Origin of the sequence: Musicola keenii, from assembly GCF_014855505.1 — a bacterium.
Lineage (GTDB): Bacteria > Pseudomonadota > Gammaproteobacteria > Enterobacterales > Enterobacteriaceae > Musicola > Musicola paradisiaca.
Window position 1 is genome coordinate 453,408 of sequence record NZ_JAAWVW010000001.1, and the last position, 23,409, is coordinate 476,816.

Below are 23,409 nucleotides of genomic sequence, written 5' to 3' on the forward strand. Positions count from 1 at the left end.
GGTGTGTTTCCTGGGGGGATAGTCGGATATCACGGTGCAGGTCTATCAGACCTGCACCGGTATTTCAGCCATTCCATGGCATGGATGGGATCAGTTACACGATGAGCTGGTCAACTCGGCCAGGTTTTTGCTCACGCCGGCATAGTTGGCCAGTTTGTTCTTCACGCACTGGGCGCTAACCGGGCTGTAGCTGTAAGACACTGTCGGGTAGGTGCCGGTGGATGTCCAACTGTCGGCGTTGACATACGCCTTGGTGTCGGCGGTCCAGGTGATGCCGTAAGTGGTGAAATCAGCCGGTTTGGTGATGTTGTTGTTTTTCAGTACCCAGGTACCGAAGTTGCTGCCGTCGTAGCGCGATGTCACTGGGTTGACTGCATCCTGGAACCAGTTGCTTTCGATCAGCGCCTTGCCGCTCTGGCGAACGTTCAGACCGGAGCTGGTGACGTTGGTGTACAGGTTGTTGTAGGCGTGAACGTTGCCGCCGCGTTGCAGCGGCAGACGAGCGTTCACATCGTTATAAATGTTGTGATGATAGGTGATATTGCGCTCTGCGGTATCGGAAGAGCTAAAGCCCGCCAGCCCAACCTTTTTCACGCCGTGGATGTAGTTGTAGGAGACGGTCACGTAGGTGGCGCCTTTTTTGATATCCACTGCGGATTCAAAGGTGGTGTCGCCGTCTTTGCTGCCGTCGCATTCGTGGTTGGCGGCGAACAATTCGTTGTGGTCGATCCATACGTTCGGCGAGTTATCGATGCGGATCATATCGCCGTCGTTGGCACCGCCCGGCAGGTAGCCGATGCGCATATTGCGAACGATGACATCGGAAGAGTTAACGATCCAGATACCGAAGTTGGCGGAAGACCCGTTGGCACCGATGATGGTGATGCCTTTGGTGAAGTCTTTGACTTCCACGCCGCGTGCATCCTTGGCGGATTGAGAGCAGATGTCAGCGGCGGCGGCGTTGATCAGCGAATCTTCATTGCCGGTATAGGTGATGATCAGCGGGTAGGCGCCGTTCTTGACCTTCTTGCCGTTGGAGTCGTAGCGAGCGGCGGCAATGATATCCACGATATCCTGCATGGACGCGGCGGTTTTGCTGACGGCGCCGGAGATGTTGCCGCCGGCGGTGGTGGCATAGCCCCCCGTACTGGCAGCCAGGGCGGGCAAGCTCAGCGCCAATAGCAGACCTGCAGCGATAGGTGTGATAAGTGCTTTCATGAGTCGTGTTCCTGTTTAAGAAAAGTGATGAGTGGGCATGTTCTGTTCCTGATGCCCGGTTGGGGAGCGCATAAAAAAAAGGGGTAAATAGAACCCGTATATGCAGCCTGACCCTGACTCAGTGTTAGCGGAAAAGAGGAATATTTCAATTGATGAAACATGGGTTCATTATTAAGGGAATGGTGTTTTTTTCAGAGTTTTGACGGCAGTCACTTTCAGTGGTCTGAGCTCACATTGGCTAATTATTAATAAATAATATTAATCTATAACTAATTATTTATCGTCCAACGTGTTTAATAACGAAAGCGTAGGAAGGTAATGTGCGGGGCGACCTCTTCGGCGCTATGAGGCGCTACAACCTTGGGTGTTTGCACAGAGAGGCCTTCAGGGCCTCTCTGTGTATTTTCCTGTCGATGATCGGCAGGGGGCCGAAGCCCGTTTATCGCGGAGTGTCAGTTACAGGCCGAGCTGGTTAACACCGCCAAATTTTTGCTGACCCCGGCATAGCTAGCCAGTTTGTTCTTCACGCATTGGGCGCTGACCGGGCTATAGCTGTAAGAGACTGCCGGAAAGGTACCGGTCGACGTCCAGGTATCGGCGTTGACATAAGCCTTGGTGTCGGATGTCCAGGTTATGCCGTAGGTGGTGAAGTCGCTCGCGCTGGTGATGTTGTTATTGCGTAGCTCCCAGGTACCGAAATTTTTACCGTCGTAGCGGGAAGTCACCGGATTGACTGCATTCTCGAACCAGTTACTTTCGATCAGCGCCAGGCCATTTTGTCGGACGTTTAGGCCGGAACTGGTCACTCCGGTGTACAGGTTGTTGTAGGCATGCACCAGGCCGCCGCGTTGCAGCGGCAAGCGGGCGTTCACATCGCTGTAGAGATTGTGGTGATAGGTGACGTTACGACCGGTATCGCTGGAGCTGGAACCGTCCAGACCCACCTTCTTGACGCCGTGGATGTAGTTGTAGGAAACGGTGACGTACTCTGAGTCGCCTTTGATGTCCACCGCGGATTCGAATGTGGTATCGCCGTCCGGTGTGCCGTCGCATTCGTGGTTGGCGGCGAACAGCTCGTTGTGGTCGATCCACACGTTCGGGGAATCGTCCACGCGGATCATATCGCCGTCGCTGGCGCCGCCCGGCGGGTACCCGATGCGCATATTCCGTACCACCACGTCGGAGGATTTTTTAATCCAGATACCGAAGTTGGCGGAAGAACCGTTGGCGCCGATGATAGTGATGCCTTTGGTGAACTCTTTGATTTCCACGCCGCGCGCATCCTTGCTCCACTGGCTGCAGATGTCGGCGGCGGCGGCATTGATCAGCGAATCTTCATTGCCGGTATAGGTGATAATCAGCGGATAGGCACCGTTTTTGACCTTCTTGCCGCTGTCGTTGTAACGGGCGGCGGCAATGATATCCACGATATCCTGCATCGATGTGGCGGTCTTGCTGACGGCACCGGTGATGTCACCGCCGGCGGTGGTGGCATAGCCGCCGGTGTCGGTGCTGGCGGCGAGCGTCGGCAGGCCGACGGTCAACAGCAGGCCCGCAGCGATCGGGGTCACTAATGATTTCATGGGAAGTGTTCCTGTTTTGCAAATGAGTAAAACGTATCGGGCATGTTCATTCCTGTTGCCCAGATTCATGGTTGCACCGGCAAAAATAGATAAATAAGGACAATGTATTCGGCGCAATCCGTTGTCAGTTTTGGCGTAAAAAATGAACAATTCAAGAGTTGAAATGCAATTTCATTCTTTAAATTGGTGTGATTTACAAGAGATTTGATCACTGTCACGAACCCATGACGAATGAACATCCAGTTATTTTACAAATGAAATTGTTAAGTTTGTTTTACTATTTCTGTGTGGTTGTTCCTGTTTTTTTGGGATAACGCGCGCCCGCCTCACGCATTTCACCGTATTTCCACGTTTAACCGCCGCGCCTGCGGTCAGCTCGTTTTGTACGCTGCCGCTAACACCTTGAAGATAGGCGGGAAAAGAAAATGAAACTGGATAAAACACTCATGATCCCTCCTGAAGGGATCCCGGATGCGCAACGGCAAGACATTCTGCGGGCCTATACGGCCAACATGCATGAACGACGGAGCCACTTTGTCGGCTTTCAGACCAACCAGTCCGGCAGTTTTCCGGAGGATCTACGCCCGTTGCTGCAAATGAATCTGCTGAATCTGGGTGATAACACGGAACCTGGCGCCTATCAGGTGAACAGCAAAGCCTTCGAATTGGCGGTTCTGGACTACTATGCCCGCCTGTGGAACATGCCGTCGAGCGCCTGGGGATATCTGACCGCGATGGGATCCACCGAAGGCAACCTATTTGCGCTGTGGAATGCGCGTGAATATCTCTGCGGTGCGGCGACGGCGCCCACGACGCCGGTGGTGCTCTATTCTGATCGCGGCCATTACTCGCTGGCCAAAGCCGCACAAGTCTTACAGTTGCCGACCCCCGCCGATATCGGGCCGACGTTGGGACGTTGCCCGGTGAACGACGGCGTGTGGTCGCCCACGGTCAATTGCCACGCCGACGGGCGCGTCCGGGTAGACGAACTGATGCGATTGACGACGTTTTTCTATCGCCACGGGCGGCCGGTGATCCTCTGCCTGACCTGCGGTACCACGTTTAGCGGCGTCTGTGATGACTGGCCGCAAATTACGGAACACCTGCGTCGGTTGTTGCCGCCGAATACGGAACAACAGCGGCACTATTGGTTACATATCGATGGCGCGCTGTCCGCGAATTATTTGTCGTTTTGGCCGGAGCCGGATGGCCGACATCTGGCAGTGCACGGCAAAGCGTCGGCGTTGCACTCCGTCTGTTGTAGCCCCTACAAATGGCTGGGTATGTCGTGGCCATGCGGGGTGGTCATGTTATCGGAAGCGTTTCAGGTCACGGCGCGCGCACGACCGGACTACATCGGCAGCCGGGACGCTACCTTGTCCGGCTCCCGCCCTGGGTTGACCGCCGTCGTGCTGTGGGAAATGTTGTCTCGTCTAGGCGAGCAGGGGCAACAGGCGTTAATCCGCCACTGTTTCACGGTGAGGGAATATGCCCACAGCCAACTACAGCAGCTGTTTACCCGGCTGGATCCTATGGGCGTGCGTCTCTGTCTGTATCCCCTGGTCTGCGGTTCACTGATGGTGCAATTTACGGCGCCGTCGCCGGCGGTTATCGACGACTTCTCGCTGTCGACCGAGCAGCGGGCATGGCGGGGACAGCCGACGCAGGTGTGCCACCTGGTGCTGTTGCCCCATTGTCGTCGTGCTCTGATTGATGAACTCGTTCGCAGGCTGGAACAACCCGGCGCATTCACATCCGTTGGGGGGCAGTGATATGCGTATCTTATGGTTATGTATGGTGTTTTTTGTTTCTCTGCCGGCAGTGGTCACTGCCGCAGAATAGCCAGTCTGACGCGCGGCCGACGGACGTAGAAGTCAGTATGTTTATCAACAAGATCTACAGCGTGAATACACTGGAGCAGACCTATAAAGTGGATGGTTACATCATTGCCGAATGGCGGGATGCTGTACCGAAGCTACCGGGCGGTAAGCCATTGATCATTGAAAATAGCCGCGTTGATAAGTTTATTGCCAATGGCCAGTGGGTACCGGCACTGGAGTTTATCAACGTGGTTGGAACGCCGGAGTCGGCCAACAAACGGCTAATTTTGTACCCGGATGGTCGAGTGACTTATGACACGCGGTTTCTGGGGACGTTTAGTAATGATATGGATTTCCGGCGTTTCCCGTTCGATCACCAGCAATTCGTGCTGGAGCTTGAACCTTTCTCCTACAGCAACCAACGTCTGCGTTTCAGCAAGGTGACGGTTTATAACGAGAATGTCGGTAATCAGGATATCGATGAGTGGTGGGTCATCGGGAAACCCACTACCCGGATTGGTAACGTCCATTACGATCATCTGGAAGCGGGCGAAAACGAATATTCGCGGGTGACGGTACAGATCGATGCGCGCCGTAACCCGTCTTATTACCTGTGGAGTTTTATCCTGCCGTTGGGGTTGATTATCGCCGCGTCCTGGAGCGTTTTCTGGCTGGAGTCCTTTTCCGAACAGCTGCAAACCGCCTTTACGTTGATGCTGACGGTGGTGGCCTATGCCTTTTACACCAGCAACATCCTGCCGCGCCTGCCTTACACCACCATTATCGATCAGATGATCATCACCGGTTACGGCAGTATCTTCGCCTCGATCCTGCTGATTATTTTTGCCTATCACCACCAGAAGGAGGGGATTCCCGATCGTGTCTTGATACGCCGTTGCCGGGTGGTTTTTCCGGTAGTGATTATGTTGTTCTGCGGGCTGCTCATCGTCAGAGGGATGGGGCTATGAGGCACTCATCATGGAAATCTGTGTTGCTGGAGGCGCTGTTCGCCAGCCTGATTTTTGTCGGCCTGCTCGGTTTTTCCACGTACATGGTTTACCACAAATCGATCAATGCGCTGGAACAGGAGATAAAAATCGGGTTGCTGTCCAACGTGCGTTCGGCGGCGTCGACCCTCTCGGGTGATCTCCATCAGCGCATTAGCGGGCAAACATCGCTGGATGATCCGGTCTATCAGCAACTGGCCGCGGAGATGGAACGGATACGCGAGGCCTCTCAGGATGTTCGTTATATCTATACCACGGTGCTGGATGGCGATGCGGTGCGCTTTGTGGTCAACCCCAGCCCGCAGAATGACAACGACGGCGATGGTTTGCCGGATCCTGCGCCTGCGTTGATGCAGGTGTACGACAATGCGCCGCGGGAACTGGTGACGGCGTTGCGTGAACATCAGACTGGCGTGTCGGTGGAACCGTACCGCGATCAGTGGGGGACGTTTATCAGCGCGTATGCGCCGTTTTACGATCGACAAGGGAGGTTTAGCGGCATTCTGGCGATGGATCTTGAATTGTCGAGTTTCTATCAGCGGCTGGAGGCCATCAACCGTGTCTTCAGCAAGGCTAACGTCACCATTGCCTTTCTCGGCCAGATGGTCGGTTTGATGGTGTGCTGGCTACGGCGCAGCAGTCAGCAGGTGAGACAAAAGCTGGCCAGCCGCGAACAGGATTATCAGTCGCTGCAACAGGCGACCGAGCCTTTGCAACTGCGGCGGGTGTATGACTGGCCGCTGCCGCTGCTGTTTCTGCGCGGCGGCGCTTACCCCAGGCTGATGGAGGCGCTGCCATCGGATGACGCCTCGCCAGGTGGCGCAACGCGGGACGTGCGGCAGGCAAGCTTGCGCGACTGGTGGTTGTCACAGACATTGTCGCTGCGCCCCTGCGCGGCGTCTGAACTGGTCGTGAACCTGAATGACGCCACTGAAGCCTGTTTTGCGCCGGAACATCTGCATGCGTTCTGGCAGCGCAGCTTTTTACTGTGGCGCCAGCTAGCCCGACAGCCGCTGACGATTGTGGTGGGCGTGAAAGACGAAGACCTGATGCATTGGGTGTTGGATATCCGTCTGACGTTAACCTGTGAGCCGGAAGCCCTATCGGATGACGATCGCGACTGGTGGAATCGTTTTCTGCGTTGGCAGGGCGAGGCGGCGGCGGAGCAGGTCATCATTCGGGAAGTGGCGCGTGGTCAACTGTGCCTTGACTGGCGGGTGCCGAAATTTGAGGAGGCGCTATGATACAACGTTTCCTGCCCGCGCTACTGATATTCCAGACCTTTGTGCTGCAACTGGTCTCCGGCATTAATTACGTCACCATTCCTGTGCTCATGAACCAGCAAGGCAACAGTAATTTGTGGATTGGCATCGCCATGGCGTGCGAGATCGTCGGCGTTCTGCTGTTCCACCAGCGGTTGAGTCTGATGATCAGCAAAGTCGGGCTGGTGTGGGTCACGCTGCTGCTGGTGTTATTACGATCCGCGCTGTGCGCCAGCATGATGTGGCAGCAATTTTTTCTGGGGTGGCTGGTCGCCATTCTGGGATATGGCCTGTGTACCGGGATGCAACTGATTTTGTTGCAGACTTGGCTGAACCGGTTGCCGTTGCGCCGACGAGGGATGGTGATGGGGATGTTTTCCGCCGCGCTGTCGTTGGGAGTGGCGCTGGGGCCGGTGTTGCTGCAAATGTTACCGATGACGCTGGTGGAGCGATTCTGGCTGACGGCGCTGCTGAGCCTAGGGGAATTGACGCTGGTGTGGGTGGCGTTTGTCAGCCCGCAGTCCGGCGGGATGGCGGCGGTACGCTTTCGGTTCGTGCACCGTCACGCTCGTGCCATTTTGGTCTCTGCGCTGGTGGGCGGCGTCAGTTTTTACGGGTTGCCCAATTTCCTGACGCTATACGGGATGAGTGATGGGCTCACGGAGGAGCGCGCCTCGTTGCTGATGACCATGTTCATGTTAGGCAGCGTGACGCTTGGCATGCTGGTGAGCTTGCTGTCGGATTGGGTTAACCGGCAGTGGATCGTGGTTTCCTGCATTTTCTGCGCGGTGGTGTGTGCGGTATTCCTGACGCTGGCGGTGTATTCCGACTATGGCGTTACGCTCGGGCTGCTTTACGTCTGGGGCGGTTGCATGGGCAGCGTTTACAGCATCGGGTTATCGTTGATTGGCGACAGGTTCCACCCACAGCAGCAGATGTCCGCCAATATGAGTTACACCATGATGGATTCACTCGGCGGTATCGTCGGCCTGATCGGCATAGGGTTGATGATGGATGTCATGGGAACGGAGGGCATGACCACGGTGCTGGTGGTGGTGGGCTGTACGTTCCTGTGTTACCTGGTCTGGGAACTGACCGAGATGAGGACCCCGTTTCAGTAACCGACTGCGGCGGTATTTCCGTCATGATGAAGCCAGGTTTGCCGGGCTTATGGTTTTTCCCTGTCTTTTGCCGACATTTACCCAAGAATGGCCCTTGGTTTCTTCTGCACACTGGCATGGCAAACATAACGAGGAGGAAATCATGGCTCTTGATATTACTCAGGAAAAACTGCAACAACTCATGCCTAACGCCAGCGCGGAGGATGTCGCGTTGTTTCAGCCGGCACTGCAACAGGAGTGCATCAATGCGGGCATCAATACATCGTTGCGCTTCGCGCATTTTATTGCCCAGATTGCACATGAAAGCGCTGAATTGCGCGCCCGTTCGGAAAACCTGAATTACAGTGCCAAAGGGTTGCGGGCGGTATTCGGACGCTACTTCACCACTGATCAGATGGCGGAGCAGTATGCCCGCAAGCCGGAGGCGATTGCCAATGTCGTGTACGCTAATCGGCTGGGAAACGGCGCGACTGAATCCGGCGATGGCTGGGCGTTCCGGGGCCGCGGTCTCATCCAACTGACCGGGCGGGATAACTACCGCACATGCGGCGAGGCGATTGGCCAAAAGCTGACCGACGATCCGGACTTGATCGGCCAGAAACCAGAGATTTCTGTGGCGGTAGCAATCTGGTTCTGGAACCGGAACCAACTCAATGTGCTGGCGGATCAGGATGATTTGAATGCGATCACGCGCCGTATCAACGGCGGCCTGAATGGTTTGGAGGATCGGAAAGCGTATCTGGAAAAAGCCAAACGTCTGTTTTAATACCTATCCAGGTTATTCCGGCGAGGGGAGGCCTCGCGGAGAGGCGCTTCCTCGTGGCAGGTCGTCATCCTGCGGCGTCGAGCCGTGCGGTATGGCGGCTGTCACTGGATCTGTGGATGAAATAAATAATGACTGGCAGAGCAACTGCCGGAAGTACGGAAATCATATTGTTGTTTTTAATGAACACCAGGACTGATCGCGTTATCACTGATGCTGAAAGAGTATTGAGTAATAATGGCGTAAATATAAGGATGTAGTATTGCGATAGTTCCTTCCCCTTCGGTTTGTCGCAAGTCGTATGGATAGTCTTCCTTCATTGTGGATGATGCAGCGAATGCCCTTTCTGTTTATTCAATTATGGTAAAAAGATTGCCATTCTTTCAGCGTAATTATTAATAAATTACCTCTCATTATGCGTGATAGTTCGGTTTAGCATGAATTTCCCGAGGGGAGGGAATGCCATAACCTAAAAAAGGAAGGTGTCATGAAAACAGCAGGCAATATTTTAAAAAAAAGTAAGGTTAATGTTTTTAGAACTGGGCAGGTAACTCGATGGGACATCCCAGTCGCCACAGCATTACCGGAATTTATTTCTTTAACCACCTCTCTGCGTAATCAGATACAGAAGATCGCCGCATTGAAGAAAAGTATTATTCTTTATGGCGAGCCCGGCACGGAATTATCGGATGTCGCCGCCTATATTTTTATGCAGGCGCAAGAACCACAAGCCGGGTATATTGAATTTCATCATGCAACCTACCAGCCGGCCATGTTGGATGACGTTATTCGAAAATTAAATCGGCAGCAAAGCTTCACGCTTTTTTTCCAGAATTTCGATGAGTTCTCCGCCGATCAACAGCAGGATATTATGAACCGGCTGAAGATGCTGCGTTTTATCGGCCGCACGCCGCTGCATTTCGCCCGGTTGATTTTCGGTTTACGCCATACGCTGGCGCAGAGCCAACAAAGCGGCCGGTTGAGCGTGATGTTGGGCAGACATCTTGATTATCACCAAGTGTATATTTCGCCATTGCGCGAGCGGCCACAGGATGTCGTCGAACTGTTGCACATCGCCTGCCGGGAATTCCGTCAGTCCGGCAGCCAGCAGCTCCACCCGGACGTGTTGCAACAGCTCCAGCATTACGACTGGCCGGGGAATGCCCAGCAACTGCGACGCAGTATCGCCCGTCTGCTGATGTTGAGCGACAATCGGGAAATCGGGCTCAATCAGGCGCACGGCATTCTGCCGGAAATTATCCGCTTGCCTGCCGTGTCCGTCTCGGCGTCTCTGGCTGTGACGGATCCGGTACTGTGCGACACACTACTCAAGTGTGATGAGCAGGCGTTGCGGCAGTTTCATCCCTCCGTCAGCAAGGCGTTGCTGTTTCTGGGGGAAAATTTCCAGCGGGAACTGACATTGTCGGCGCTGGCGGAAAAAGCCCATATTAGCCCGTCGCACCTTTCCTATCTGTTGAAGCACAGCCTGAAGTTGTCTTTTAAACAGATCCTGAATCAAATACGTATTTTCTATGCCTGCCAGCAACTGAAATGTCGTCCGTTAAGCCGAATTACTAATCTGTATCTGGATTGCGGTTACGGCGATCTGAGCCATTTTGAAAAAATGTTTAAACGTTATACCGGCCTCACACCGGTAGAATTTAGAAAAACCCTCAAGCCGGTTATTGTAAGGGAGGATACTTGATTATGTCGGCGATGGTTCCAGCAGCAACAGATATTCTTACTCCGGTAATGCCACTTTCCTGTCAGGATCGTCTTTTTCAGCAGGCGTGTGATTATATGCTTAAGCATTTGTGCGAAAAAATATTGCTCGATAATGTATGTCAGGCTGTCGGTACCAATAGAAATAAACTCTCGGCGTTATTTCGTGCTCGTTGTGGTTATGGTGTGGCCCGCTGGCTACGGGAGCAACGATTAAAAAAAGCCGCGGAGTTGTTACATTTCACCGATATGTCAGTTTGTCTTGTTGCCATTGAATTGGGTTTTTCAGATGCGGCGAATTTCTGCAATTCATTTAAATCAAAATATGGAATTTCTCCACGAGAATATAGGCAGTCATGTATTTTTCATGCGAACAAATAATGATGAAACAACAATTATTCTACACGAAAGCACAATATTTATTATTAATGGAAATATAGACTGAATATGTTCACGCAGACTCTTCGGAGTCTGAATGAACATTCCAATTCATCTACTATATATGGAGTAAAGTCATGGCTGATTCTAGTGTTCAGGACAGCGCCACTGCGCAATTGGGTAATATTCCGTTTGGTACTCTGATCGGCGGCCCGTTGAATGCAGCGGTAGAAGCACAGGCCAACGCAGCGAAAAGCAGTGTGGATTTTATCCGCCAGGTGGCGATTGGCGAGGATGGGCAGATTCGTTCCGTGGTGTTCAAGTATGAAAAGGAAGGCCAGAACGCAACGTTGTCCGTCCCCGTGTTAACCATCGTGCCGATCCCGTATCTGCGCATCGATTATCTGGATATCGCCTTCAAGGCCAACATCTCCGCCTCCACCACCACCAGCGACAAGAGCTCTTCCAGCTCGCAGTTGGATGTGAAGGCGAATGCTTCCTGGTCTGGCTGGGGGGCGAAAGTTAATTTTTCTGCCGCCTATTCCAGCAAGAAGGATTCCAGTAGCGCGCGTGATTCCAAATACAACGTGGAATACACCATGGATATCAACCTGCATGCAGTTCAGGACGACATGCCGGCAGGGATGAACAAGGTGCTGAATATTCTGCAGGAGTGCATTACCAGCAAACCCGCCAGCGCTACCACGACAACGGCCAGCGCGTAATCCGTCGCCAGGCGGAACCTCAACCGAGGTTCCGCTTATTGATCTATCACGAGGAGCATCATGGCACAGCTAGACCAATTTTTAGGCACGGTATTGACCGACCTGACCCAGGCGCGCGTGACATCCGATATCTGTTCCCGCGACACCAGCCGCTTCTATCAGCAGGACCCGGTGCTGCGCAGCTATTCCGTCCCCCGGGTGGCGCTGGATTCGTTCGAGTTTGAACTGCAGTTCGCCATCACCGGGGTCAAGGTACGGAAAAACGATTACGACGACAAACTTAAACTGGAACGCATGTACGCCTGCGGCGGTTTGCAACTGGCGGAGAAAATGTGCCAGCACAGCGATCAATACCTGACCAACCGCGACGGTATCGACACCATGCAGCCGGCAGTGCGCACGCTGTTGATGCGTCTGCGCAACAGTTCCGAGCGCAGCAAGTTGAGCCAATCGCTGATTCAACTGCTTAACGAAGCGCAACTGGTGGACGAGGAAGGGCATTTTCAGTCCGATAAGGCGGCGCCGTTGTTGGTTGACCGTTTCGTGCAGATAGTGACCCAGGATCTGGAGTTGTCGGAAAGCCTGCGACTGGTGATGCCGGAGCTGCGCAACGAACTGAAGCAGGTGACGGATCGCGAGTTGGATGAGCTGGAAAACTCGGTGCGTTTTCTGATGGAGTGCAGCGAAGATTTCAATCTGGAAGTAGAAGTCTGTGCTGATCGTTTACGCGAGCGTCCGGTGAATACGCTCTCGACACTAAAGGTTAAAGGTGGCTTCAAGAACTACGTCTGGACGCAGAGCCATCAGCAGGATGGCACCCTGGTGCAGAAACTGGTGCATGAATAAGGAGTGGATGTATGTCAAAACAAGACTCCATCGAGTTCTACGAATTGATTGGCGCCCCGCTGCTTGGGTTTGTTCAGGCAGAACATCAGGCGGCGCAAGCGACGCTGGAAATGGTGGAACAGCTCGGTTTCGAGCACACCAGCGAGGGGAAACGGCTGCGAACCACTGCCTTTTTTACGGAGAAGTGTGGGGCGGACGGCCGGATTGAACGCACGGAGCACCAGATTCCCATTCTGTCGCTGATGCCGATCCCGATGATGCAGACCAAGCATGCTGACCTTGAGTTCGGTATAAAAATCAATGACTTTGAATTATCTGCCACCTCTCCCGGCCTGGCCTCGACCGAGGAAGACAACGGCTTTATGGCGCCCCGGCGTTTGCAGATGAAAGCCTCGCTGGGGCGTATGGACGCGGGAGACGGCGGGCAGCACCGCGGCGCCCAGATGGATATGCGCATCAAGCTGACAATCCAGCCGGGTGATTTTCCTAACGGTATCAGCCGGTTGTTACGGCTGATGGATGAGGCGGGCTATAGCCGCCCGTTGCCGGAAGGGGAGAATAAGGCATGAGTCGGAAACAATTTATCGACGCGGGCTCCATCGCCTGCCCAGGGTGCCAGCACCCGATCGCGGTACACTGGCAATTGCTGCAACAGGGCGTCAACCCACGTTGCGCGCATTGCGGGCTGACGTTGGAGCTCGATCGCGCCAGTTCCGCCGACGCACTGGATGCGGCGGAGCAGTTGAATACTCGCCTCGACGATGCAGAGCGGCGGCGTCTGGCTGCGATGCCTCCCGGGAGGCGCTGATGTTCCGCGCGGATTTCTATGGGTTGAAAGGCGTGCCGCCCTCGGTGTCGAACCGGCAGACCCTGGTGGAACAGCGACTGCAACAATGCTGGAAAATGATTCGTCCGGCGTTGAAAGCGCGGCTTGAACAGGCGTTTTTTGAGTATCCTGAACAGTATGACGGTAGCGGGTGGTGGCAGGGTTGCGGTTGCAACGACAACTGGGGGCGCTGGTATCAACAGACTCTGAGTCTCTGGGTGCTCTGGCGGTCGCTATGCCACGGCGGCAAACGCCAGCCGCGCTGGCCGGCGGATATCCTCGTCGACCTGCCGGAACTGGAGCAGGAAGCAGGAGATCTCTGGTTTCAGTGGGCCTGTCAGTTTGCCGGTTCCCCGGTATACCCCGATGCACAGCAAGTTGTCGCGGCGTTGCAACAGTGGTTGCGGCGCTTCGAGCTGCTCAGGCAGGTGGAACTGGACGTTTCATTGCAGCCCTCGCTGGCGGATGGCGACCGGCTGGGGCTGGATGCCATGCAGCGGCACTGGCCTCTGTTGTGTCAGGCCGCCGCACAGCATTGCTGGTTGCCGTTGCGGGTATTTCCCGACGGCAAGCCCTGGCAAAGCCTGGCATTGTTGCTGGTCGCGCAATCGGACGCACTGCGATTGGAATGTTATGACCCGATGCAGCAACGGACAGTATGGCTGTATCAGGAGCGGCAACGATTCTGGTTGACGTCGGACAGGGAACCATTGAGGTTGCACAGTTTCTATCCGCTGGCGGCCGCGCGCCCGGCCCTGAAGCCTTCATTCTGGCTACGCTGCCGTCACCGTCTGCATCTGCGTTGAGCCGTACTCGACGACGGATAGGATTTTCTACTCCTGACGGCTGAGAACTCATGGATGATGGCAACGTTATTTTGGCGGTAAAACGCCCGGATTTCGCCAATCCAGCCGAAGAATACCGCGGCAGTATATGACCACCTGAGCGAATTTGGCTTCAGGTATAACTCAATCTATTCAGGAGGTTATATGACTATGCCATCTCTCGAAATGCCCAAGGTTCTGGCGTTTGTCGCCAGCGTCGGTTCATCCAATCGTACTACTGCCGGTGCGCAGCAGGTGCGAGTTAATTTCCCCCAGCCGCTGGCTGCTGGCGTGACGCCGGTGGTGGCGGTGACGCCGTTGCAGGGCTCCGAGTATGCGCCCGGCAGTATTCCGGACACTTTCGCGCTGACGATCACGGGTATCAACAATACGGGATTTACCGTCAATATCTGGCGCGTGGATAACGGCGGCAAAGGCTGGGGGCAGAATCTGCGCCTGTCTTGCCTGATCAGCGCCTGATGTCGTGAGGCGAACATAGCGATAAGTTGAAAGATGACGGGGATACCTTTGTAGCGATATTCCCGGTACCGGGCCACCGCCATGGTGCTGCCCGGTCGATCCCGCCAGGCTATTCTATTGCCCAGGATGAACCAGGGTAACGCTCTAAATCTTCACGCACGGCATGTACGCCCCGGTTTACTCGCTGCACTCATTCGTTCCGTTAGGTCGGACATGACCCTGTTCGTTGAACAGGCGGTGTATGTTGTTTTCGCTCCGTTCTCGTCCAAGCTGATGCAGACAAATGACGCTTATAGCGCAACGGCGGGTATCGGTAAGGTGAAATCCGCCCCGTCTGGTCGACACATTTCCGCCGCCCCCGCTATACTCCTATCCCGTGACGGGCATCGCACGGCAACGGGAATTACTGCATTGATTTACATAAATAATATCCACAGGTTAATACGATGAGCCTTTTGATTATCGATAACTACGACTCCTTTACCTATAACCTCTACCAGTATTTTTGCGAGCTGGGCGCGCAGGTAACGGTTATGCGTAATGACGAATTGACGCTGGCGGATATTGAGCGTTTGGCGCCGCAACGGCTGGTGATCTCCCCCGGCCCTTGTACGCCGGACGACGCCGGGATTTCGCTGGCTGCCATCCGTCACTTTGCCGGCAAACTGCCGATTCTGGGGGTATGCCTTGGTCATCAGGCGTTAGGGCAAGCGTTTGGCGCTCAGGTGATCCGGGCCCGGCAGGTAATGCACGGCAAAACATCGGCGATTCGTCATTCCGGACAAGGGGTGTTTCTCGGGCTGGAAAATCCGTTGACGGTGACTCGCTATCACTCGCTGATTCTGGCGTCTGAAACGTTGCCGGCCTGTTTTGACGTGACTGCCTGGACGGAGCGGGATGGGCGACCGGATGAAATCATGGGCATTCGCCACCGAGCGTTGCCGTTGGAAGGCGTACAGTTTCATCCGGAAAGTATTCTTAGCCGGCAGGGGCATCAGTTGTTGAAAAATTTCATGAATTTATAAACGGATAGTGAATAGCGTAGATGGGCGAGCGGATTTATCGATTGCGTCCGTGTGATTTTTTATGCATATTTACTGACTATATTTTCATATCGGACAATGGGATATCATCACGGGGCAGCAGATGGCGACAGAAAAATCAGCAGTAACGCGGGAAACATACGACAAGGTCATTCTTCCGATTTATGCGCCCGCGCAGTTCGTGCCGGTGAAGGGTAAAGGGAGCCGTGTCTGGGATCAGCAGGGCAAAGAATACATCGATTTTTCCGGTGGTATTGCCGTTACCGCGCTGGGACATTGTCATCCGGCGCTGGTTGAGGCGTTGAAAACGCAGGGCGAAACCCTGTGGCACACCAGCAACGTGTTTACCAACGAGCCGGCTTTGCGTCTGGCTTCCAAGCTGATTGCGGCCACGTTCGCCGACCGGGTGTTTTTTGCCAACTCGGGGGCGGAAGCCAATGAAGCGGCGTTCAAACTGGCTCGTCATTACGCCATCGAACGCCATAGTCCGTATAAAACCAAGATCATCGCTTTCTATCAGGCGTTTCATGGCCGGACGCTGTTCACGGTTTCAGTCGGTGGGCAGGCCAAGTACGCCGACGGCTTCGGGCCGAAACCGGCGGATATCATCCATGTGCCTTTCAATGATCTGGCGGCGGTGAAGGCGGTGATGGACGATCATACCTGCGCCGTGGTGTTGGAGCCGATCCAGGGCGAGGGCGGTATTACGCCGGCGACGCCGGAATTCCTCACCGGTGTGCGTGAATTGTGCGACCAGTACAACGCGCTGTTGGTGTTCGACGAAGTGCAGTGCGGCATGGGCCGCAGCGGCAAGCTGTTCTCCTACATGCATTATGGCGTGACGCCGGATATCCTGACCACCGCCAAGGCGTTGGGCGGCGGTTTCCCCATCAGCGCGTGCCTGACTACCGAGGAAGTGGCGTCCGTCATGAGTGTCGGTTTGCACGGCACCACTTACGGCGGCAACCCGCTGGCCTGCGCGGTGGCAGAGGCGGCGCTGGATGTGATCAATACGCCGGAAGTGCTGTCTGGGGTGGAAGCTCGTCATGAACGTTTTGCGGCGGCATTGCACCGTATCAATGAGCGGTTCGGCATTTTTGATGAAGTCCGCGGTATGGGGCTGTTGATTGGTGCACAACTCAAGAAAGCATGGCATGGTCGTGCGCGCGATTTCCTGTCGGCGTCGGCCGAACTGGGGTTAATGATTCTGGTCGCCGGGCCGGATGTGATTCGCTTTGTGCCGTCGCTGGTGATTGAACTGGACGATATCGATCAAGGCATGGCGCTGTTTGAACAGGCGGTCGAGAAGGTTGTGGAGCAATAAGTTAGTCTGTTGCTGAAAATAAAAGAGCGTGCCGCAGCACGCTCTTTTTGATCCAACGTCGCAATAATTCAGCGTGTACCGTACACCACAATGGTTTTACCGTGCGCGGAAATCAGATTCTGGTCTTCCAGCATCTTCAGAATACGGCCGACGGTTTCGCGAGAACATCCGACGATCTGACCGATTTCCTGACGGGTAATCTTGATTTGCATGCCGTCAGGATGCGTCATGGCATCGGGTTGCTTGGCCAGGTTTAACAGTGTTTGGGCAATGCGGCCCGTTACATCAAGAAACGCCAGATTTCCCACTTTCTGGGACGTTACCTGTAAACGGCGCGCCATCTGTGAAGACAGACGCATAAGAATATCGGGGTTGACCTGAATCAGCTGGCGGAATTTCTTGTAGGAAATTTCGGCGACTTCACAGGCGGTTTTGGCCCGAACCCAGGCGCTACGTTCCTGACCTTCTTCAAACAGGCCGAGTTCACCAATGAAATCTCCCTGGTTGAGATAGGACAGGATCATTTCCTTACCTTCTTCATCCTTGATCAGCACGGCGACCGAGCCTTTCACGATGTAGTAAAGCGTCTCTGCTTTTTCACCCTGGTGAATAAGCGTGCTCTTCGATGGGTATTTGTGAATATGGCAATGAGAAAGGAACCATTCGAGAGTCGGGTCTGTTTGCGGTTTGCCGAGAACCATTCGCTGTTATCCTCTGTTGTAATTCACTGCGCAAATCACAGGGCTCAGAGTTCCCTGTACGGCGTGATAACATAGTTATATTTAAATTCCACTCAGGCGGAATGACGTCAGGGAATATACTGAGGCTGTCTATCGGGTGACGTCATAATCAGGATGTGTCTGGTAGAGGCTCACACACCGGATTATTTCCCCGTTTTTAACACAGGTTGTGTGTAGTGTCTCGTGTTGTCTCGCTTCAGCATGATTAAACTCTGATTTTAGTCGGGTTTATACATAAGCGATGTAATTTTTAAAAAATAGTTGAGGGTCAATGTGATGCAGGCGCGGGTAAAGTGGGTTGAAGGGTTAACGTTTCTTGGCGAGTCCGCCTCCGGGCATCAGGTGTTGATGGATGGAAACGCCGGAGACAAAGCGCCGAGTCCGATGGAAATGGTGCTGATGGCGGTAGGTGGATGCAGCGCCGTTGACGTGGTGTCCATCCTGCAGAAAGGGCGTCAGGATGTCGCGGATTGTGAAGTGCGATTAACGTCAGAGCGCCGCGAAGAAGCGCCGCGTATGTTCACCATGATTAATTTGCATTTCATTGTGAAAGGGCGCGGCATGACCGACAAAGCGGTTGAGCGCGCCGTCGCGCTGTCGGCGGAAAAATATTGTTCCGTTGCGCTGATGTTGGGAAAAGCGGTAAATATCACTCACAGCCACGAAGTTGTCGAACTGGAATGACTTGGTCGGTTGCAAATCATGCGCGGCGGTTGTACGGCTGCCGCGCCACGCTTTAACCGATGTTATCGCCTGCCAGTAGCCGCTGCACCAGCGGCGTCATAATCAGCTCCATCGCCAGCCCCATCTTCCCTCCCGGCACCACAAGCGTATTGATGTGCGAAATAAACGAACCTTGCAGCATGGCCAGTAGGTAGGGGTAGTCGATGTTGCTCATCCCCTGAAAGTGGATCACGACAAAACTTTCATCCATGGATGGAACGGATTTGGCGGCAAACGGATTGGAGGTATCGACTGTCGGGACGCGCTGGAAGTTGATGTGCGTACGTGAAAACTGCGGGGTGATGTAGGTGATGTAGTCTTCCATCGAGCGAACCACCGAATCCATCACCGCTTCGCGTGAGTGGCCGCGGTCGTTGATATCCCGTACCAGTTTCTGCATCCACTCCAGGTTGACGATCGGCACCACCCCGACCAGCAAGTCCACATGTTGAGCGACGTTATGGGATTCCGTCACGACGCCGCCGTGCAGCCCCTCGTAAAACAGAATATCCGTGGGTTCCGGCATCGGTTCCCAGGGGGTAAATGTTCCGGGTACCTGCTTGTAGGGAATGGCTTCGTCGTAGGTGTGGAGATATTTGCGGGTTTTGCCGCTGCCGCTGCGGCCATAGTCGATAAACGCCTGTTCCAGCAAACTGAAATCATTGGCTTCCGGGCCGAAGTAGCTGATGTGCCTGCCCAGATCCCGCGCTTTACGGATCGCCATGTCCATTTCCGGACGGGTATAACGGTGATAGCTGTCACCGTCGACTTGCGCAGCACGGATATTGAGCTGCTGGAAAATTTTGTGAAACGCCAGGCTGGTGGTGGTAGTGCCGGCGCCGCTGGAGCCGGTTACTGCAATAATCGGGTGTTGATGCGACATGATGCAAACTCCGGTCAGTCTGGCGGCGCGGGTCGTGATCGACCATAACGCAATATCCTTATTGTTATCATGTTTGTTCCGGCCTGACACGCCAATTTACGTTTTCCAGCGGGCGCGTCAGCCGTCGTGAATCACGCCGCCGCGCAAGGCGTTACGCGGCATGATATTGACGGTTTCATGCAGTTCGGACCAGACCAGCACCACCTCGCCGCGTTGCAGTTGCTGGTGTACGTCTTCCACCTTTTCCGCCAGCGAGCGTTCATGTTCGCCGTAGTCGGTGCCTTCCCGTAGTACGAATGATTCAATCAGATTTTCCAGCGTGTCGGGTGCCAGCTCCTGCCAGGGAATGATCATTTTATTGCTCCAGATAAGGGGTGAACCAATCGGGGATGCGATGTTCCAGCCACATTTCAGGGTGGCGCCATGAACCGCTGACAAAGCCGACATGCCCGCCATGCTCTGTCAGTTGGTATTCGACGCAGGACGGTAACTGTGAGGGATCGGGAATGACTTCAGGCGTCATAAAAGGATCGTCCTTTGCCTGGATGATCAGGGTTGGCGTACGGATCTGCGGCAGCAGCGGCATGGCGCTGCAACGCCGGTAATAATCCGCGGCGTCGCGAAAGCCGTGAAGACGGGCGGTGATGAGGTCGTCGAATTCCCTCAACCCGCGTACCTGTTTGATGCGGGACGGCGATACCGGAATGGTGCCGGGATACGCCGCCAGCTTGCGCAGCGCGCTCTGGCGCAACGAATTAACCAGATAAGATTGGTAGATGCGGGAAAACCCCTGTTCGATGCGGCGGCTGCAAGGCTCCAGCAACAACGGCGCCGAGACGACGGCGGCGGCGTTGAGCGAACAGTGCTCCCCCTGACGGCCCAGCAGGCAGGCCAGCATATTGCCGCCGAGCGAAATGCCGATCGCCGCCGTGGGCGCCGGCCCCAGCGTTTTTTCCAGCCATTGCAGGAAATAGTCGGCATCGCCGGTTTCACCGGAGTGATAGATGCGCGTCCGGCGGTTGGGCACCCCGCTGCAGCCGCGGAAATGCATGATCACCGCCAGCCAACCGCGTTCCCTACAAGCGGCCATCAAACCGTGCGCATAAGGGCTGCGGAAGTTCCCTTCCAAGCCGTGGAACAGCACCACGCGCGGCTTATGCGCCGCGGGTTGCGGCGGTTCGCTCCAGGCCAGTTCGACGAAGTCGCCGTCGGGGGTATCCAGCGTTTGCCAGACGGGTGTCAGGCTGGGGCGTCGGCGAAACAACCGCGGCAGCAGTGTTTGCAGATGTGGGTTGCGCATCCCGCCCAACGGCTGAAAAGCGCTGTTGTGTAGTGGATAAGTATTCATGGCAAAAAACTTGTATGGGTGACGTCGCGCTGCTAGGTTGATGGCTTTCTGCTAATCCCTTCCGGCTTTAAAGGATTGCCGTTCCATGGATCACGTCAGCCTGTTTCTTTCTATGTTGGGTTTCTTGTGGGTCGCAGCGATTACTCCCGGCCCCAATAATATGCTACTCACCGCATCCGCCGCCAATTTTGGTTTTTTGCGCTCTCTGCCGTTAATGCTGGGGATCATGATCGGCATGCAGAGCATTCTGCTGTTGGTATCGCTGGGGCTGGGTAGCTTGATTCTGCTCTATCCGCCTTTGCATCTGGCGTTGAAAGTGTTGGGTAGCGCTTATCTGTTGTGGTTGTCGTGGAAAATAGCCTCCGCAGCCTACGAACGGTTGGATCTGGACACCGCGCCATCGGCGCCGATGCCGTTGTATCAGGGCGGGTTGTTGCAGTTTCTCAATCCCAAGGCGTGGCTGATGTCGTTGGGGGCGGTTGCCGGTTTTAGTCTGGCGGGCGATGGTTATACCGGGTCGGTATTGTCGATCAGCGTGGCGATGGCGCTGGTGAACGCGGTCGCGGGCGCTGTCTGGCTGGCGTTCGGCGCCGCCATCGGCCGTCTGCTGCGTAGCCCGGTCGCCTGGAAGCGCTTTAATATTTCGATGGGGATCCTGACGGCCGCCTGCGTGTTAATGATCTGGCATTAAGCGCCGGGAGGACGGCGCGGCACACTCGGTGGGTTTCGCGTGCCGCGATACGTCACAGTCAGTCTTCCATGCCGCGGGACAAGGCTTCAAGCTGTTCCTGCGCGTTGAGCCAGGCCATCTCCACCTCTTCCAGTTCGGCTTTGGTTTTACTCTGCGTTTGCAGGCATTCCGTCAGCTCGTTTTTCCGACCCGCCTCGTAAATGGCGTTGTCCGACAGGCGCTCTTCCACCCCGGCCAGCGTGTTCTGCAGTGTTTCCATCTGCTTCTCCAGCCGGGCGATCTCTTTACGCAACGGTTGGGTCATGGCGCGCAGTTCAGCGTCGCGCCGTTTCTGCTCTTTTCTGGCCTGGGCGTTGTTGGCGTTGGTTTCCTTCGTGTCGTCTCCGGTGTTGCCCTGTGTTTTTTGTGCATCCAGCAACCAGCGCTGATAATCCTCCAGGTCGCCGTCGAAGGGGTCGACTTTGCCATCGTGTACCAAATAGAGCTCGTCAGTGGTGGAGCGAATCAGGTGGCGATCATGCGAAACCACCACCAGCGCGCCGTCAAAATCGATCAATGCTTCGGTCAGCGCCTGACGCATGTCGAGATCCAGGTGGTTGGTCGGTTCGTCCAGCAACAGCAGGTTGGGTCGCTGCCAGACGATAAGCGCCAGTACCAGCCGCGCTTTCTCTCCCCCGGAGAAACGCGCGGTATTTTCGGTGACTTTATCGCCGCGAAAACCGAACCCGCCCAGATAGTCGCGCAATTGCTGCTCGGTTTCCCGCTCCGCCAACCGGGTGAGATGTTGCAATGGAGACTCGTCTGCCCGCAGAAACTCCAGTTGGTGCTGGGCGAAATAGCCCAGACGCACGCCCTTGGCCAGACCAATTTCGCCGCTGAATGGCTGGAGCTCTCCGGCCAGCAGCTTAATCAATGTGGATTTGCCCGCGCCGTTGTGGCCCAACAAACCGATGCGCGAACCGGGCACCAGATTGAGTTTTATCGAGTCGAGGATCAGGCGTTCGCCGTAACCGGCGCTGACTTTCTCCATACGCAATAATGGGTTAGGTAATGCTTCCGGCGCACGGAAGCTGAAGCGGAACGGGTTGTCCACATGCGCCGGCGCGATCAGCTCCATGCGCTCCAGCATCTTGATGCGGCTTTGCGCCTGTTTGGCTTTGGAAGCCTTGGCGCGAAAACGGTCGATATAGCTTTGCAGGTGAGAAACCCGCTCCTGCTGGTGTTCATACAGCGCTTGTTGCTGGGCCAGCCGCGTGATGCGTTGCTGTTCAAACGAGGTGTAGTTGCCGGTGTATTCGAACAGGGTTTCTTGCTCGATGTGCAGGATCTTATTGACGATGGGGTCGAGGAAATCGCGATCGTGGGAGATCAGGATCAGTGTACCCGGATAGTTCTTCAACCATTTTTCCAGCCAGATCACCGCGTCCAGATCCAGATGGTTAGTCGGTTCGTCAAGCAGCAGTAGATCAGAGCGACAGACTAGCGCCTGCGCCAGATTGAGCCGCATGCGCCAGCCGCCGGAAAAAGCGCTGACCGGTTGCTGCAACTGTTCCTGTTGGAAACCGAGGCCGTTGAGCAGGCTGGCGGCGCGGGCGTTGATCGACCAGGCGTGAATAGCGTCGAGCTTGCCGTGCAGCGTGGCGATGGCGTTGCCGTCGTTATGCGCGTTGGCCTGTTGCAGACGGGTTTCCAGTTGGCGGTACTCGCGGTCGCCGTCGATGACGTAATCCAGCGCGGAGCGGTCAAGCGCCGGTGTCTCCTGGTTGACCCAGGCTAGCGACCAGTTTTGCGGGAACGTCAGGTTGCCGCCGTCGGCGCTGAGCTCTCCTTTCAGCAGCGATAGCAGCGTCGATTTGCCGCAGCCGTTTTTACCCACCAGCCCGACTTTCTGACCGGGGTTGATGGTGGCGGTGGCGTTGTCCAGCAGTACCCGCGTACCGCGCCGAATTTGTAAGGAGGATAAAACAATCATAACGCGCCAAATGCTCAACTATGTTAAATTACGGTTCGGGTATCAGGATGTTGCGCCCGTGTAGTGTTGCGCAGCATGGTAGCCGAAAATACCTGCAATGACGACGCTTG

24 protein-coding genes are annotated in these 23,409 nt (G+C 55.1%); 17 read left to right on the top strand and 7 right to left on the bottom strand.

The genetic code is table 11. The features are described 5' to 3' along the window. Positions 1-90: 90 nt before the first annotated feature. A complete protein-coding gene (locus HEP82_RS02025) occupies positions 91-1,218 on the bottom strand; it encodes a polysaccharide lyase (RefSeq protein ID WP_192456556.1) in 1,128 nt (375 codons plus the stop codon). Between the two features lie 452 nt (positions 1,219-1,670). Then, positions 1,671-2,801: a polysaccharide lyase gene (locus HEP82_RS02030; RefSeq protein WP_192456557.1), complete on the bottom strand. Its 1,131-nt coding sequence runs from the start codon at positions 2,799-2,801 to the stop codon at positions 1,671-1,673. A 425-nt stretch (positions 2,802-3,226) separates the two neighbouring features. Between HEP82_RS02030 and HEP82_RS02035 the strand changes: the two genes are divergently transcribed. The 15 genes from HEP82_RS02035 to argD all read left to right on the top strand — a co-directional run bounded on the left by HEP82_RS02035 (position 3,227) and on the right by argD (position 16,942). After that, positions 3,227-4,573 carry a pyridoxal-dependent decarboxylase gene (locus tag HEP82_RS02035; RefSeq protein WP_192456558.1) on the top strand — a complete coding sequence of 449 codons (1,347 nt, stop codon included), beginning with the start codon at positions 3,227-3,229 and terminating at the stop codon, positions 4,571-4,573. A gap of 107 nt (positions 4,574-4,680) precedes the next feature. Then, positions 4,681-5,589, top strand: coding sequence for a ligand-gated ion channel (locus HEP82_RS02040; RefSeq protein WP_192456559.1), 909 nt, complete (start codon positions 4,681-4,683; stop codon positions 5,587-5,589). Then, complete coding sequence (locus HEP82_RS02045; RefSeq protein ID WP_192456560.1) at positions 5,586-6,872, top strand: PDC sensor domain-containing protein; 1,287 nt, start codon at positions 5,586-5,588, stop codon at positions 6,870-6,872. Before HEP82_RS02040 ends, HEP82_RS02045 begins: the two co-directional genes overlap by 4 nt. Then, positions 6,869-8,011 (top strand): MFS transporter, encoded by a 1,143-nt coding sequence (locus tag HEP82_RS02050; protein WP_192456561.1) that lies wholly within the window; start codon positions 6,869-6,871, stop codon positions 8,009-8,011. The genes HEP82_RS02045 and HEP82_RS02050 overlap by 4 nt, the downstream gene beginning before the upstream one ends. Before the next feature lie 142 nt (positions 8,012-8,153). Next, positions 8,154-8,777, top strand: coding sequence for a glycoside hydrolase family 19 protein (locus tag HEP82_RS02055; RefSeq protein ID WP_192456562.1), 624 nt, complete (start codon positions 8,154-8,156; stop codon positions 8,775-8,777). A 484-nt stretch (positions 8,778-9,261) separates the two neighbouring features. Further along, positions 9,262-10,479, top strand: coding sequence for an AraC family transcriptional regulator (locus HEP82_RS02060; protein ID WP_225622260.1), 1,218 nt, complete (start codon positions 9,262-9,264; stop codon positions 10,477-10,479). A 2-nt stretch (positions 10,480-10,481) separates the two neighbouring features. Next, a complete protein-coding gene (locus HEP82_RS02065) occupies positions 10,482-10,877 on the top strand; it encodes a helix-turn-helix domain-containing protein (RefSeq protein WP_192456564.1) in 396 nt (131 codons plus the stop codon). Positions 10,878-11,011: 134 nt separating this feature from the next. Then, positions 11,012-11,599: a DUF2589 domain-containing protein gene (locus HEP82_RS02070; protein WP_012763998.1), complete on the top strand. Its 588-nt coding sequence runs from the start codon at positions 11,012-11,014 to the stop codon at positions 11,597-11,599. A 60-nt stretch (positions 11,600-11,659) separates the two neighbouring features. Next, a complete protein-coding gene (locus tag HEP82_RS02075; protein ID WP_192456565.1) occupies positions 11,660-12,445 on the top strand; it encodes a hypothetical protein in 786 nt (261 codons plus the stop codon). An 11-nt stretch (positions 12,446-12,456) separates the two neighbouring features. After that, on the top strand, positions 12,457-13,014 hold the full coding sequence (locus tag HEP82_RS02080) for a DUF2589 domain-containing protein (RefSeq protein WP_192456566.1): 558 nt from the start codon (positions 12,457-12,459) through the stop codon (positions 13,012-13,014). Continuing rightward, positions 13,011-13,253, top strand: a complete 243-nt coding sequence (locus tag HEP82_RS02085; protein ID WP_012764001.1) for a hypothetical protein — start codon at positions 13,011-13,013, stop codon at positions 13,251-13,253. Before HEP82_RS02080 ends, HEP82_RS02085 begins: the two co-directional genes overlap by 4 nt. After that, positions 13,253-14,077, top strand: coding sequence for a hypothetical protein (locus HEP82_RS02090; protein ID WP_192456567.1), 825 nt, complete (start codon positions 13,253-13,255; stop codon positions 14,075-14,077). The genes HEP82_RS02085 and HEP82_RS02090 overlap by 1 nt, the downstream gene beginning before the upstream one ends. A 183-nt stretch (positions 14,078-14,260) precedes the next feature. Continuing rightward, on the top strand, positions 14,261-14,575 hold the full coding sequence (locus tag HEP82_RS02095) for an H-type lectin domain-containing protein (RefSeq protein ID WP_192456568.1): 315 nt from the start codon (positions 14,261-14,263) through the stop codon (positions 14,573-14,575). A 446-nt stretch (positions 14,576-15,021) separates the two neighbouring features. Continuing rightward, on the top strand, positions 15,022-15,600 hold the full coding sequence (locus HEP82_RS02100) for an aminodeoxychorismate synthase component II (protein WP_012764004.1): 579 nt from the start codon (positions 15,022-15,024) through the stop codon (positions 15,598-15,600). A 121-nt stretch (positions 15,601-15,721) separates the two neighbouring features. Continuing rightward, positions 15,722-16,942 (top strand): bifunctional acetylornithine/succinyldiaminopimelate transaminase, encoded by a 1,221-nt coding sequence (gene argD / locus HEP82_RS02105; protein WP_192456569.1) that lies wholly within the window; start codon positions 15,722-15,724, stop codon positions 16,940-16,942. A gap of 68 nt (positions 16,943-17,010) precedes the next feature. On the opposite strand, the gene crp is transcribed toward argD, so the two are convergent. Continuing rightward, a complete protein-coding gene (crp, locus tag HEP82_RS02110; protein ID WP_012764006.1) occupies positions 17,011-17,643 on the bottom strand; it encodes a cAMP-activated global transcriptional regulator CRP in 633 nt (210 codons plus the stop codon). Between the two features lie 315 nt (positions 17,644-17,958). Here crp and HEP82_RS02115 point away from each other — a divergent pair, with 315 nt between their 5' ends. Beyond that, positions 17,959-18,366 carry an OsmC family protein gene (locus HEP82_RS02115; RefSeq protein WP_192456570.1) on the top strand — a complete coding sequence of 136 codons (408 nt, stop codon included), beginning with the start codon at positions 17,959-17,961 and terminating at the stop codon, positions 18,364-18,366. A 52-nt stretch (positions 18,367-18,418) separates the two neighbouring features. On the opposite strand, the gene HEP82_RS02120 is transcribed toward HEP82_RS02115, so the two are convergent. The 3 genes from HEP82_RS02120 to HEP82_RS02130 all read right to left on the bottom strand — a co-directional run bounded on the left by HEP82_RS02120 (position 18,419) and on the right by HEP82_RS02130 (position 20,636). Beyond that, positions 18,419-19,288 carry a phosphoribulokinase gene (locus HEP82_RS02120; RefSeq protein ID WP_012764008.1) on the bottom strand — a complete coding sequence of 290 codons (870 nt, stop codon included), beginning with the start codon at positions 19,286-19,288 and terminating at the stop codon, positions 18,419-18,421. 117 nt (positions 19,289-19,405) lie between these two features. Further along, the gene (locus HEP82_RS02125; RefSeq protein WP_192456571.1) at positions 19,406-19,642 is read right to left on the bottom strand and encodes a YheU family protein; all 237 of its coding nucleotides are present in this window, start codon (positions 19,640-19,642) and stop codon (positions 19,406-19,408) included. 1 nt (position 19,643) lies between these two features. Continuing rightward, complete coding sequence (locus HEP82_RS02130; RefSeq protein ID WP_192456572.1) at positions 19,644-20,636, bottom strand: hydrolase; 993 nt, start codon at positions 20,634-20,636, stop codon at positions 19,644-19,646. A gap of 85 nt (positions 20,637-20,721) precedes the next feature. On the opposite strand from HEP82_RS02130, the gene HEP82_RS02135 reads away from it, so the two are divergent. Further along, the gene (locus HEP82_RS02135; RefSeq protein WP_012764011.1) at positions 20,722-21,327 is read left to right on the top strand and encodes a LysE family translocator; all 606 of its coding nucleotides are present in this window, start codon (positions 20,722-20,724) and stop codon (positions 21,325-21,327) included. A 58-nt stretch (positions 21,328-21,385) separates the two neighbouring features. Here HEP82_RS02135 and HEP82_RS02140 read toward each other — a convergent pair whose 3' ends face one another. Next, the gene (locus HEP82_RS02140; RefSeq protein WP_192456573.1) at positions 21,386-23,299 is read right to left on the bottom strand and encodes an ABC transporter ATP-binding protein; all 1,914 of its coding nucleotides are present in this window, start codon (positions 23,297-23,299) and stop codon (positions 21,386-21,388) included. Positions 23,300-23,409 lie beyond the last annotated feature (110 nt).